This window comes from Ruminococcus sp. YRD2003, from assembly GCA_900109435.1.
GTDB classification, from domain to species: Bacteria; Bacillota; Clostridia; order Oscillospirales; family Ruminococcaceae; genus Ruminococcus; species Ruminococcus flavefaciens_G.
In genome coordinates, this window is sequence record FNZT01000005.1 from 135,294 (window position 1) to 148,574 (window position 13,281).

Genomic DNA, 13,281 nt, shown 5'->3' on the forward strand with positions numbered 1-13,281 from the left:
GAGGAAGCTGAGAGGCAGAGGCTCGAAGCGGCTAAGAAAGCTGCCGAGGATGCCGAGAGGCAGAGGCTCGAAGCGGCTAAGAAGGCTGCCGAGGAAGCCGAAAGGCAGAGGCTCGAAGCGGCTAAAAAAGCTGCCGAGGACGCCGAGGAAGCTCCCGCATTCTCCTTCGAGGAGGAGATAAACGTCGTCACTTCTTCGCAGACCGAGGACAGCCTCGGCGGCGAGCCTACCGTTGACGAGCTCATGGCTGCGGCTTTTGCGGCTGTTGCGGCTGAAAACGACACCGATAATGAGGCGGCAGAGACCGCGGATGCTCCCGAGGAAAACGCTGATGCGCCTGAGTCCGACCCTGTCGGAAATATGATAGATACTATCCGCGAGGACGCGGAAAAGAAGCTCTCCGAGCTCGACGAGACTCCCGAGCCCGAGGAGGACGCTCCCGCAGATGAGGAGACCTCCGACAAGCCCGAGAATGAGCAGGAGGACAAGGCGGAAGAACGCAAAAAACGCTTCTTTGAAAAGAAAAAAGCGGGCGAAGAGGAGGCTCCTGCCGAGGATGCCGAGAAACCCAAGGGCAAGATAACCTCTGCGCTCGAAAAAATAATGGACGAGGACCCCGACGAGATAATCGCTGAGAGAAGCGAAAAAACAGAAGAGGACGAGTCCGATGCCGCGGGCGGCAAAAGCCTCAAAAAACGCCTGTATACCGTCTTCGGGATCGTGTTCGCGGTGCTTGCGTGCGTCGGTCTCGTGACCGTGATCGCTACGGCTGTAAAGCTCCTCGGCTCGTTCACATCGGGCGATTCCAAGAAAACAGGATTCGCCGATGTGGTCTATCCCGCTGTTATCATGGATATCGAGTCATTCGATGAGCCTTCGCAGCTCACCTCCGACCAAGTCATAACGGCGGCTATATGGTCAATGATAATGTCCGACGGTACGCTCGACAGCTACGAGAAAACGTTCGACGTCGTGAGAGTGCCTGCTGTTGACGTTGAGTCTTATGCCGTAAAACTCTTCGGCGATGACCTCCCCGAGCTCACTCATACGACCGTGGGACCCGCAGAGTCGAGATTCTACTATAACGAGGAGAAGGAGTCGTACAATGTTCCGCTCACTCCCGTTACCTTCACTTACTCGCCCGAGATAAAGTCCGTGACCAAGAGCGGCAGCGAGTATACACTGACCGTCGACTACATCGACGAGCTGCCCGAGTGGCTGCCTAAAACTTCGTCGAAATCCGTCGAGTTCAAGCTCATCCAGACAAGCGAGGGCTATCAGATAAAGTCGATGAAGGTGCTCTCCGAGAACAACAACATATAATGAACATGACCGCAGGCTTGTGTCTGCGGTCTTTTTCGCCGTGAACCCCCTCCTCCCGATGCTGTTTTTCCGCTTTTTGAAATTTTTTTCAAAAAATGCTTGACAAGCGCTCCGATCTCTGGTATAATATTAAAGCAGTCGATTGATACTGTATGCGAGTGTGCTGGAATAGGCAGACAGGCACGTTTGAGGGGCGTGTGTCGACAGACGTATGGGTTCAAGTCCCATTACTCGCACCAGCGTCGAACAGACGCGCAGTTTCGCGTTTCACTTCTTGTGGAACGCGATTTTTTTGGCTCACCATAAACGCCGATAAATCGCTCCGTATCCGATGCGGCTGATACGTGATCTCTCGGGTGCTTCCGATCTTACTCAGGGCACCGCCTCCCCTGCTGTGAAAAGCCTTGACTTTATTCGGCTCGCGTGATATAATGTCTTCAGCGGTCAGTCCGCAATATCTTTAAGGAGAAAGTGTTTGAAAAATACGATGAAAAAGGAGATAGCAGCGTAAACGGGCGGTTTGCGAATACTATCCCACACAAACCTCCCGTGTCTTGTCAACCATATTCAGGAGGAAAAATAATGAATAATACCGACATCATCATCCGCAGAGAAAACAAAAACGACTTCTGTGAAGTCGAAAATCTCGCTCGTGAGGCTTTCTGGAACCTCTCGGTACCCGGCTGCTTCGAGCACTACTTCATCCATATAATGCGCGATCACCCCGATTTTATCCCCGAGCTCGACTTCGTAGCCGTCGCTGACGGTAAGATCGTCGGCGCTGTCATGTACTGCAAGTCTAAGCTCGTCGATGAGCAGGGCTGCGTGAAGGATATCGTCACTATGGGTCCGCTGTGCGTGCTCCCCGAGTTCCAGCGCAGAGGCATCGGCAAGGCTCTGCTTGAGCATACGTTCGCTGTCGCTCGGGATATGGGCTATGATACGGTGGTCAACTTCGGCAACCCCGACAACTACGTCGCACGCGGCTACAAGAGCTGCAAGAAGTTCAACGTCTGCTTCGAGGGGGATGTCTTCCCTGCCGCGCTCCTCGTCAAAGAGCTGACCGACGGTGCTCTCGACGGCAGAAAGTGGTTCTATCACCCGTCCGATGTTGACGCTCCGTGCGACGACGAGAAGGCTGTTGCCGAGTTCGATGCGCTCTTCCCGCCAAAGGTGAAGGGCTGGCAGCCAAGCCAGGAGGAGTTCTGGATACACAGTCACTCTGCGATAACCTGATAACAAATAGTAAAGAAATGACCGACGGAGGGGTTCTTCCGCCGGTCATTCTTTATCGGGAATAATCGTTAATTACGATGCTTTATTAATAAATATATAACATTTCTGTTGCGATATCCACTAAAATGGCTTCCTCTCTTTGTGCGTTTTGCCTAAAAGGATCCGCGATAATTCTACGACTGACTGACAGGCGAATTCACCAAATCCGCTTGACTTCTTTAGTGCAATATGATAAAATCAAGACAGGCATTAAGCCATGGCGGCTTCCTGCACTGTGTCGCCAAATGGAAAATTACAAATCTATGGGAGGGTATTTATGCTAAAAAACAAATTCATCTCAAGAGCTGTGAGCACCGTCGCTTCAATCGCTATGGTGTTCACCTCGATCCCGTCCATCAATGTTATGGACAAGGCTGTTGCCGCTGATACGATGACAGCTTTCGAGATCACCGAGAACATGAAGGTCGGCTGGAATCTCGGAAACACCCTTGACGCCAAGGCGGGCGACAAGAACGGAGACTATGCTACAGCAGGTCTCGAAACCGAGACTTCATGGGGCTGCCCCAAGGCTAACCAGCAGCTGTTCGACGCTATCAAGGCTAAGGGATTCAACACTGTCCGCGTTCCTACAACATGGTTCCAGCACCTCGACGCCGACAACAACATTGACCCCGAGTGGATGGCTCGTGTCAAGGAAGTTGTTGACTACGGTATCAAGAACGATATGTACATCATCCTTAATGTTCACCACGAGAACTGGATAAACCGCGCTGATTTCGCCAACGCTTACGACGAGATGCAGCCCAAGCTCATGAAGATCTGGACTCAGATCGCTACCGAGTTCAAGGACTACGACCAGCACCTCATCTTCGAGTGCATGAACGAGCCCCGTGCAGCAGGTACAGACCACGAGTGGTGGGCTGCTGAGCCTGTTCCCGAGTGCGAGGTCATCAACAAGCTCGAGGCTGACTTCGTAAAGCTCATCAGAGGCATGGACGGTCCTTACGCAAAGACCCGTCTCCTCATGCTCCCCGGCTACGTTGCTTCCGCTGAGCAGACATTCCTCAAGGAGATAAAGCTCCCCGAGAACGACAAGTATCTCGCAGTTTCTATCCACGCTTATACTCCTTATGACTTCACAATGAACACCGCCGTTGAGGACCATTCAACTTTCACAGGTGCTTACGCTCAGAACCTCGCTGATACTCTTCAGGGTATGCGCGACCTCTTCATCGAGAAGGATATCCCCGTTGTAATCGGTGAGATGGGTACTTCAAACTTCGGCAACACAGAGGCTCGCGTTGCTTGGACTACACAGTACTTCACAACTACAAAGAAGTACGGCATCCCCTGCTGTCTCTGGGACAACAACACTGTTGAGAACCCCAAGGACCCCGGCGAGTGCCACGGCTACATCAACCGTACAACAGGTGAATGGCACGAGGCAAGCCTCCCCATCATCAACAAGATGATGGAGATAATGAACGATGATTCTATCGTCTGGGGCAGCGAGGGCAAGGCTCCCACATACACACATCAGGACCTCTCCGCAGGTAAGGTATTCAGAGACGAGGCTATCGAGATAGATGCTTCCAAGTCCAAGACCTACGAGAACACAACTCCCGGTCAGGAGATCGCTTGGAGCGAGCTCGAGGGCAAGGAAGTTGCTATCAAGTTCACAGGCACAACTCCCGTACTCGCATTCTCAGATGCTGAATACGGCAACTGGACAGAGTTCAAGCCCTACACAGTTGACGAGGAGAACGGCATCGCTTACTACCTCGTAAGCCAGCAGCTCCCCGCAGCATGGCAGGATCTCTCCACTGTTAACCATATGCAGGCAAGAACTGACAAGGTTACTACTATCGAGAAGATGGTCATCCTCAACGCTCCCGAGGTACAGATAGACGTACCCGTTGACAAGACCAAAAAGTACAAGATCGACTTTGCAAACGCTCCCAAGGACGAGGGCAGCCTCGTTCTCTACTTCGAGGGCGAGCCCAATACTATTACCAACGGCGCTGTTGGATTCAACGGCGACGGCTGGGAAGAGGTAAAGTGGGAAGGCAAGACCGATGCTGACGGTAAGCTCACTGTTGAGATCGACCGCACAAAGTTCCCCGCAGACCTCAAGTCCGCTGAGTGCCAGATCTGGTATCAGCCCGAGCTCGTTGATATGAAGGACTATGATTTCTCTGCAGAACAGCCCGGCACAGTTGTATCCACCACAGAAACAACTACAACAGAAACCACAACAATTACAACAGCTACAACAACAGCTGATTCGTCTCTTGCAACTACTACTACTGAGGGCGATGTTCTCAGCGTAACTGTTATCGGTGACGCTAACCTCGACAATAAGTGCACCGTTGCCGATGCTGTTGCTATCCTCCAGCATATCGCCAACAAGGATAAGTATGAGCTCAAGGCTCAGGGTAAGGTAAATGCTGACGTTGACGGTCAGAGCGGTATCACTGCTAACGACGCTCTCATTATCCAGAGAGTTGACGCCGGCGTCCTCACCGAAAAAGACCTTCCGCTCGCAGGCTGAGCCCGATAATTCGGATATACACTCTATCATATTAAAGTGCCGCGCCAATAAGGGCTGCACCTATACGTAAGTATTACGGGATATGTATCGGGGGAAACCTTTCTGAAGAAAGGTTTCCCCCGAACCCATTTCCAAAGACTTTTAGTCCAAATTTTGCCCCTATGGGGTACTCTCCTGATACGAAAAGAGTAAATCTTTCTTTTCAATGAGAGTACCCCATAGGGGCAAAATTTAATTTGAAAGTTTTAGGAAAGGAGTTTGAGGGTGACTCCCCGCAGTGCGTGCGTAAGCGGAGAGCGTGTCCAAGTGGGACAGCCTCACCGACATATCCCTTTTTATTCTTCGTCTTCGTCCCTGACCTCGGTGTGGAGCTTTTTCACGCGGCAGAGCTCAACACGGTGGTGGTGTATCTCAAGCACGTCGATGCGCAGCCCATCACATTCGAGATAGGTCTTGGAGCCGTCCTTGGGTATCTCACCGAGTCCCGCGATGACGTAACCGCCGAAGGTATCGAACTTATCGGCGGGGAGCGTTATGCCGAGCTCCTCACAGACCTCGCTCAGCGGCATTATTCCAGGGATGAGCCACTGGTCGTCGGCTATCTGCTCGAATTCCGCCTCAGATTCGCCCGTTTCGTCGTCGTCGAACTCACTTACGAGCTGTTCAACGAGGTCGGTAACGGTGACGATACCCGTCATACCGCCGTATTCGTCCACGACCACAGCGAAGTGGTCGGCGCCTTTTTTCTTCATCTGAGCGAAGAGAGCGTCCGCTTTCATGCCCTCGTGGACGAAGTACGGCTCATGTACGGCGTGAGCCATGATGTTATCGCGGCTCTTGTTGTCAAGGCGGAAGTAGTCCTTGGCATTGAGGATACCGATGACATTGTCCACGCTTTCGCCGCATATCGGGAATACGGAGTGGCGGGTGCGGTGGATAGTTTCCTCCCACGTCTCGACGGGGTCGCTGCTCCAGAGCACGGAAACGTCGGTGCGGTGGGTGCAGACCTGCTCGGCGGTAGTATCATCGAATGCGAAAACGTTCTTGATGATGCGGTTCTCGTCCTCGTCGATAGTGCCTTTTTCGGCGCCCGCGTCGGACATCATCAATATTTCCTCCTCGGTAACAGTATCCTCCTCCTTGTTCGGGTCGACGCCGAACAAGCGGAGAACGACGTTGGTGGAGATATTGAGTATCCACACCAGCGGAGCGAACAGCACCTGAGTAAAGCGTATCAGCCCTGCCATACCGAGCGCGAGCTTCTCGGAGTATTTCATCGCGAGGCGCTTGGGGACGAGCTCGCTGAAAACGAGCGTAATGTACGCGAGCAGGAGCGTTATCGCGATGACCGAGACTGTACGCAGCACGCCTTCGGGGAAACCGATACCCGCTTTCATTATGACAGCGGTGAGGCGCTCCGAGAAGTTATCGGCAGCGAACGCCGCACCGATAAAGCCCGAGAGAGTGATAGCGACTTGTATCGTCGCGAGGAAGCGGGCCGGCTGACTTGTAAGTTTTTTAAGCTTGACAGCTTTTTTGTTGCCGCTTGCGGCGAGCTTGTCGAGCTTTGCGTCGTTTACAGAGATCACCGCGATCTCAGCGCAGGCGAAAGCGGCGTTGAGAGCGATGAGCACGATTTGCAGAATTATCTGCCCTAACATAATTATCCTCCGTTATTATCAGTAGTCAAAAACAAGCACGAAAAGGCATAGCCTATAACCTGAATGGGAACAGACCATGCCTTGAGATATCGGATATAACAAAGGAATATCGGTAATAACACCCGTCAGGGGTACTGTCCATTAAGATTCTCACCTCCGAAGCTGATTTCAGATAAAAACATTAATAGTATCATATCATAAAAAACGCAGCTTGTCAAGTAGCGGCGCATTCCGTGCGCCCGCGCCCTACAAAATGCCCTGCCGCCCGCCATTATTATCATTTGATTTCCAGCAATTTTCACACTGTCGCACTTGACTTATTTTTTGATTTAGTATATAATTTTAATACAGCGGACTTGTTCCGCCGAAAGAAACAGGAGGAAAAAATATGAAAAAAATACTGTCCGCGATCATGTCAGCGGCAATAGCGGTGTCAGCAGCACTTCCCTTTTCGGGAACAGCCGCCGCCGCTGAAGATATCAGCAGCATAGTAGTCCTCGGAGACAGCATAGCTTCGGGCTACGGACTTGCAGAGGGCGAAAAGACCTACGGCGAGATAGTCGGCAATTACTACGGCGCCAAGACCGACAACTACGCTAAATCGGGCGATGCCACGACCGACCTCATCGCCGCGCTCGAATCTCCCACCACGGAGCTGTCTGCCTCGATAAAGGGAGCGGACTATGTGATAGTATCCGTCGGCGGCAATGATATGCTGCAATATGCGTCGAATTACCTGCTCAAAGTCTGCGCTAATGTCGGAGTGCTGAAGAGCGGCTACACAAAGGCAGATATCCCCGAGAAGCCCACCTTTGCGGACCTCGACCGCCTTGTTGACAGAGAGGCTCTGAAGACCTATGCGTCCGAGAATCCCGTGCCGATGAACTCGAATATCCAGAAGCTGCGCGGCAACATGGTATTCAAGAAGGCAGATCATGCTGCATATGACTGTATTATCGAAACGCGCGTTATCCCGAACATCAAGAAGATAAACGCCGATATCGAGGCGCTGAATCCCGAGGCGAAGGTGGTATATCAGACCATATACGACCCCGCCCAGTTCGAGGAGGAATACTACAAAGCGACCTATACAGGCAACGCTCTCAAGGTCATGAACCTTCTCAGACCCGTATTCGGAGCGGTGACCGAGTCCTTCCGCGAACAGCTTATGGAGGCTGACCTCGGCGGCGCGCTCATCGCAGACGTATACACAGACTTTACCTCTCTCGACGATTCGGGCGCGAAGTACAGCTGGTACTTCACCAATATGCAGAGAGACCGCTCCGAAATGGACTTCCACCCCACACAGGCGGGACACGTAGCGATAGCGGCAAAGGTCATTGACACTATAGGTACCAAGGACAAAGGCGGCGACCTCATAGTTCAGACCTACGACAAGCTTGCCGACAAGGCAGGCTATCCAGCCGCGGCACTTGCAACGTACAATAAGGTCGCAGCGACAACAGCTCCCGAGGAAAGCGGCATTAAGCTCGGCGACCCCAACGGCGACGGCAATATAGACGCCAAGGACTCATCGTTCATACTCACAGCATACTCGAAGTCGTCAACGGGCGCAGACACGGGCTTGTCGGCAGAGCAGAAGAAGGCAGCCAATGTAAACGGCGATGCCCTCATCGACGCTAAGGACGCCTCGGCGATACTCGGCTACTACTCCTACATCTCGACAGGCGGTACAAAGAGCCTGCCCGAATATCTCGCATAAAAATATCCCCGCTGCAAGTCATATGCAGCGGGGATTTGTGCATTATTGCGCGGGAACAGCCGTTGTGGAAGTTGTTGCAGTCGTGGAAGTGACCGCAGTATTGCTGCTTGTCGTGGTGGCAGCCGCAGCAGCAGCCGTAGTGCCGTTGCGTACCTCCGCGGGCAGCTGAGCCGTGGGCTTTACGCCGTTGAGCCCGTAGCACTGCTGATACGAGAGAATGATATCGCGTATCATGTACTTCGAGTATTCGCCGCCCTCGATGACGCCCGCAAAGGCTATCTCGGGGTCATCAGCGGGAGCGAAGCCGATAAATACGGAGTTCTGCTTGTTCTTATCGTTCATATCGGTCTGCGGAGTACCCGTCTTTATAGCCACGGAGAAACCGAGGTCGGTGAGCTGATATGGCGCAGGGCAGGCTCTTGCCGCGTCTATCATACCGTCGATGATGTAGTCATAGACGTAGTCATAGTTGAGGTCTATCTCGTCAGCGACAGTGGGCTTTGTCTTCTTGACGAGCTCATTCGAGCCGTAGGTGTAGAGGCTGTCCACGAGATAAGGCTGATAGCGCACACCTCGGTTGCCTATCGTAGCGGCAACATTTGCGAGCTGGAGCGGCGTGAATCCGCAGGCTTGGTTGCCGATACCTGCCTGTATTACGTAGCCGATATACCACGGCTCGCCGCGCTCGGCGAAGGTCTCGGGGTTACAGAGAAAGCCTGCCGCATCGCCTGTTTCGATACCCGTACTGCTTCCGAGTCCGTACAGCTTTGCATACTTGGTGATATTGTCGATGCCGAGATTGCGCGAGGTCTCGTAGAAGAAGATGTTGCATGATACCTCTATCGCGCGCCTTACGGATATGGCGCCGTGATAGCCTGTACACTGGAATTTTCCGCCGTAGAATTCATAGTTCCTTGTGCAGTTGAAGGTGGAATTTCCCGTGATGACGCCCTCGTTCAGACCCGCGGTAGCTGTAACGGTCTTGAAGGTCGAGCCCGGGAGGTACTGTCCCCACGTACAGCGGTTGAACATCGGTGAGTTTTCCGCCTTTACGAGGCTCTCATAGTCCTCGGTCATATCCTTGAGATTATAGGTCGGAGCGGTAGCCATACCCTTAACAGCGCCTGTTTTCGCATCGAGCACGACAAGTGCGCCCTTGTTGACCTTATTGCCGTTGTAGAAGGGGCGGTCCTTGAGGAACTTGTCGAGAATGCCCTGCAATTTCAGCTGATAAGCGCCGTCCACGGTGAGCTTGACGCTCTCGCCCGGGACAGTTTCCTCGCGGGTCTTGACGTCGACGATAGCGCCGTCAACGACAGTGACCTCCTCGGTGCCTGCCTTGCCGCGGAGCTCTTTTTCCATAGCGAGCTCGATGCCGCTCTTGCCGACATAGTCGTTCATGGCATAGCCCTTGTCCTTAAGGTCATCGTACTCTTCGGCGTAGATAGGACCGATAACGCCTATCTCATGGGGGAGGATATCCCCGCGGACTATCTCACGCTCGGCGGCGTCGACAGCCTCGATACCGCGGCAGAAGTTACCGAGCTCCTTCATATCAATGACAGTCTGGTGGTCAACATTCTTGGCGAGCACGAGGTCGAGGCTGTACGAGAAGTCCTTATCCATCATGGTATAGCGCATACCCGCGATAATACGTTTCTCGTCGGGAGAGTAGCTCTCGTCTATCTTATAGTCGGATATGAGCTTGTCAATGCAGTTTTCGGCGGTCGCGTAGGGGTTGAGGTTGAGTGATCCGACCATTTCCGCGACGTCCTCCTTGGTGAACTCATAGGGCATGGTCTTGGTAATGGGTAGGGTATCCTCGAATTCATAGCCATGCTCAAGAAGAGCTTTGTATATCTCGAGCAGGCAGCTGTTTCCCTCGGCGATATCCTCGGTGAAGAAAGCCTTGCGCAGCACAAGGTCGCAGCGTGTGGTATTCTCGACGAGGACATTCCCGTTGAAGTCGAGTATCTCGCCGCGCGTGGGAGTGATCTCCCGCACGTAGGTAAGTGCATCGCTGCCGTAGGTCTTATGGGTGACGATATTCTCGCTTCCGACGACCTGTATCTTCATCAGTCTCATCGACGCGAACGTACCGAGCAGAACGACGATGGTGACGATAATGATTGATTTGATATTATCGGTAATACTTTTCACATTTTGCTCCTTTGCAGCAAATCATAGGGGCGGATATTATCCGCCCTCTTTGTATCATGAAGTTTTGATGACCTCCTCGATGGTGAGGTGTTCTTTTGGCATAAGGAAGTGGTTTATCAGCTTGTAGAGCGCATACACCACGACCGACGCGACGACCGTTAGTCCCCAGACTTTAAGGCTCACGTGTGTAAAAATGCGGCTGACGTTCTCATAGTCCCATATCTCGTAGTAGAACTTATAGTCGAGCCAGCACTGCAAAAACGACGCGACGGCGGTTATCCAGAGGTAGTTGACGAATTTGTTGCGGAGGTAGAGCTCGAAGATGAGCGAAGCCGCGACGCAGAAGACAGTCAGCAGCACAGCGTTATAGCCGAAGAGCCTGCCGCACGCCATATCCGTAAGGAAGCCGCAGACAGCTCCCGTCACAGCAGCAGCCATGACATCGTTGCCGATAGCGACGCATATAGCCGCAGGCACGAGCAGCATAGGCTTAGTGTACGTGCCCGAGGTCATTATAGTGAAAAAAAGCAATATGAGCAGGTAGTAGAGTATCCAGCGCACAGTGGTTTTAGTGTAGAGGATACGCTTCTCACGGGGTGTCTTTAGCCGCATCTGCGTCCTCCTTTTTGCCTGTGAAGTCGAGGATAACGAAGACCGTACTGAGGCGGGTGATATCGGCGCAGGGCTCTATCTCGGCGCAGGCGGAAAGGCCGTTTGCCTCAAAGCCCGTATTTCTGACGGTGCCTATCGCCATATCTTTGGGGAAGAGACCGCTGTTGCCCGAAGTGATGATGAGGTCGCCCTGTTTGAGCTTGTGGTCTTTGCTGAGGTGAGTGAGCTTGGTGGTGCTCTTCTCGGCGGTGAGCACGGTACCCTCGACGATACCGAAGTCAGTGCTTGTAGACGAGCAGACCGCCGCAATTGAAAGGTCGGGGGAGAGTATCGTGCGGACGGTAGAGGTCGTAGCAGACACCTCGATAGTGATGCCGACGACACCCTCGGGCGTGATGACAGGGCAGTAAGGCATGATACCGTCTGACGAGCCCTTGTCTATCGTGAAGCCCTTGAACGGGTCATTTGTGATATATCCGAGCACTTCCGCGGGCTCTGAGAAGACCTCGTCGGGGTGCTGTTCCTTGATGACCACGAGCTTACGGAGCTCCTCGACCTCTTTTTTGAGGTCATCGTAGTCGGTGAGCTGTTTATTTAGCTCGCCTATCTGCTTTTTGAGGCGCATATTCTCCTCGTAGTACGCATCGGCGTGGCTGATCCTGTCGGTCACGCGTTCCATTTTCATGGATATGCCGTTGCTTACATAGCGGAAGGGCTTGGTCGCGGTCTGCACGAACGAAGCCCCCGACAGCGAATAGCCGCCCTTAGTAACGGCGTATATCATGATACCCACGAGGAATGCGAGGAAGCCAAGCAGCACCTTGAATCTGGTGCTCTTCAGAAATTCACGCATTGAGAGCCTCCTTAGTAATACTTGACGTTATCCGTAAGCGCGTCCTGATAGTCGCTGATATTTTCAAGTATCTTGCCCGTACCCTCAGCGACGCAGTCGAGGGGGTACTCGGCGATATAAACGGGCATACTTGTCTCGCGGTTGATGAGCTTGTCGAGACCACGCAGCAGAGCGCCGCCGCCTGCGAGAGTAATGCCGTGGTCGATGATATCCGCAGAGAGCTCGGGCGGAGTCTCCTCGAGGGTCGCCTTGATGGCGTCGATGACCTTAGCGAGCGGCTCAACGAGCGCGTCGCGTATCTCGGCGGAGTTTACAGTCACGTTCTCGGGCAGACCGTTGAGGAGGTTCCTGCCCTTTATCTCCATTGTATCCTCCTTGTCGCTTGGGAAAGCCGAGCCTATCTCTATCTTGATATTCTCGGCAGTCCTCTCGCCGATGAGGAGGTTATACTTCTTCTTGATGTAGTTGATGATAGCGGTATCGAACTCATCGCCCGCACAGCGAATAGAGCGTGAAGCTACGATGCCTCCGAGCGCGATCACAGCGACCTCGCTGGTACCGCCTCCGATATCGACTATCATGCTGCCCGCGGGGTCATTGGTCGGCAGACCCGCACCTATAGCGGCAGCCATAGGCTCCTCGATGATGAGGACGTTGTTTGCGCCTGCCTTCTTGCAGGACTCCCTGACGGCGCGGCGCTCTACAGCCGTAACGCCCGAGGGAATGCAGATTATGACGTTAGCCTTAGTGAGGATGGTGCCCTTCAGAGCCTTTTTGATGAACTCCTGAAGCATAGTTGTGGCTATGTCGAAGTCAGCAATAACGCCGTCCTTGAGCGGGCGGACAGCAACGATAGAGCCCGGGGTGCGTCCGATGACCTCCTTTGCCTCCATGCCGACATAGCGTGTCTTATCCGTTCTTGTATTTACAGCGACCACGGAAGGCTCTCTGATTATTATGCCTTTTCCGCGCAGATACACGAGCGTATTGGCGGTACCGAGGTCAATTCCGATGTCCTTAGTAAACATTGTGCAGCTCCTTTGTCTTTTTCTCAATCTTTAATATTATATCACCAAACCCGCAAATAGACAACAATTTTTGCTGAGAAATTTATCCTTGCGGGAAATTTGTAGAAAATCCGACACATATGTATGCGGGCAGT

At 53.0% G+C, this 13,281-nt stretch carries 8 protein-coding genes, 1 tRNA gene and 1 pseudogene; 5 read left to right on the top strand and 5 right to left on the bottom strand.

The annotated features are described in order from the left end of the window. The 4 genes and pseudogenes from BMX22_RS04795 to BMX22_RS04810 form a co-directional block, all read left to right on the top strand. Positions 1 to 1,323, top strand: a pseudogene (locus BMX22_RS04795) (hypothetical protein); the annotation flags it as partial. Between the two features lie 154 nt (positions 1,324 to 1,477). Then, a tRNA-Leu gene (locus tag BMX22_RS04800) sits at positions 1,478 to 1,562 on the top strand. A gap of 343 nt (positions 1,563 to 1,905) precedes the next feature. Beyond that, on the top strand, positions 1,906 to 2,559 hold the full coding sequence (locus BMX22_RS04805) for a GNAT family N-acetyltransferase (RefSeq protein ID WP_074741159.1): 654 nt from the start codon (positions 1,906 to 1,908) through the stop codon (positions 2,557 to 2,559). 316 nt (positions 2,560 to 2,875) lie between these two features. Then, complete coding sequence (locus BMX22_RS04810; RefSeq protein ID WP_074741161.1) at positions 2,876 to 5,110, top strand: cellulase family glycosylhydrolase; 2,235 nt, start codon at positions 2,876 to 2,878, stop codon at positions 5,108 to 5,110. Positions 5,111 to 5,445: 335 nt separating this feature from the next. Here BMX22_RS04810 and BMX22_RS04815 read toward each other — a convergent pair whose 3' ends face one another. Next, positions 5,446 to 6,771: a hemolysin family protein gene (locus BMX22_RS04815; protein WP_074741163.1), complete on the bottom strand. Its 1,326-nt coding sequence runs from the start codon at positions 6,769 to 6,771 to the stop codon at positions 5,446 to 5,448. A gap of 388 nt (positions 6,772 to 7,159) precedes the next feature. Here BMX22_RS04815 and BMX22_RS15810 point away from each other — a divergent pair, with 388 nt between their 5' ends. Continuing rightward, a complete protein-coding gene (locus tag BMX22_RS15810; protein WP_081349086.1) occupies positions 7,160 to 8,494 on the top strand; it encodes a GDSL-type esterase/lipase family protein in 1,335 nt (444 codons plus the stop codon). A 42-nt stretch (positions 8,495 to 8,536) separates the two neighbouring features. On the opposite strand, the gene BMX22_RS04830 is transcribed toward BMX22_RS15810, so the two are convergent. Genes BMX22_RS04830 through BMX22_RS04845 form a run of 4 tightly spaced genes read right to left on the bottom strand, consistent with a single transcriptional unit; the run spans position 8,537 to position 13,147 of the window. Continuing rightward, a complete protein-coding gene (locus BMX22_RS04830) occupies positions 8,537 to 10,654 on the bottom strand; it encodes a penicillin-binding transpeptidase domain-containing protein (RefSeq protein WP_074741165.1) in 2,118 nt (705 codons plus the stop codon). Positions 10,655 to 10,708: 54 nt separating this feature from the next. Next, entirely contained in the window at positions 10,709 to 11,266 is a 558-nt protein-coding gene (locus tag BMX22_RS04835) for a rod shape-determining protein MreD (protein WP_074741167.1), read from the bottom strand. Beyond that, the gene (gene mreC, locus BMX22_RS04840; RefSeq protein ID WP_074741169.1) at positions 11,244 to 12,119 is read right to left on the bottom strand and encodes a rod shape-determining protein MreC; all 876 of its coding nucleotides are present in this window, start codon (positions 12,117 to 12,119) and stop codon (positions 11,244 to 11,246) included. Before mreC ends, BMX22_RS04835 begins: the two co-directional genes overlap by 23 nt. A gap of 11 nt (positions 12,120 to 12,130) precedes the next feature. Next, entirely contained in the window at positions 12,131 to 13,147 is a 1,017-nt protein-coding gene (locus BMX22_RS04845; RefSeq protein WP_031559707.1) for a rod shape-determining protein, read from the bottom strand. Positions 13,148 to 13,281: the final 134 nt, after the last annotated feature.

What these genes read in the sequence shown, in the direction of transcription:
- BMX22_RS04810 (WP_074741161.1), top strand. Translation starts at nt 2,876, where the DNA reads ATGCTAAAAAACAAATTCATCTCAAGAGCTGTGAGCACCGTCGCTTCA.
- BMX22_RS04805 (WP_074741159.1), top strand. Translation starts at nt 1,906, where the DNA reads ATGAATAATACCGACATCATCATCCGCAGAGAAAACAAAAACGACTTC.
- BMX22_RS15810 (WP_081349086.1), top strand. Translation starts at nt 7,160, where the DNA reads ATGAAAAAAATACTGTCCGCGATCATGTCAGCGGCAATAGCGGTGTCA.
- BMX22_RS04845 (WP_031559707.1), bottom strand. Translation starts at nt 13,147, where the DNA reads ATGTTTACTAAGGACATCGGAATTGACCTCGGTACCGCCAATACGCTC.
- BMX22_RS04815 (WP_074741163.1), bottom strand. Translation starts at nt 6,771, where the DNA reads ATGTTAGGGCAGATAATTCTGCAAATCGTGCTCATCGCTCTCAACGCC.
- mreC (WP_074741169.1), bottom strand. Translation starts at nt 12,119, where the DNA reads ATGCGTGAATTTCTGAAGAGCACCAGATTCAAGGTGCTGCTTGGCTTC.
- BMX22_RS04835 (WP_074741167.1), bottom strand. Translation starts at nt 11,266, where the DNA reads ATGCGGCTAAAGACACCCCGTGAGAAGCGTATCCTCTACACTAAAACC.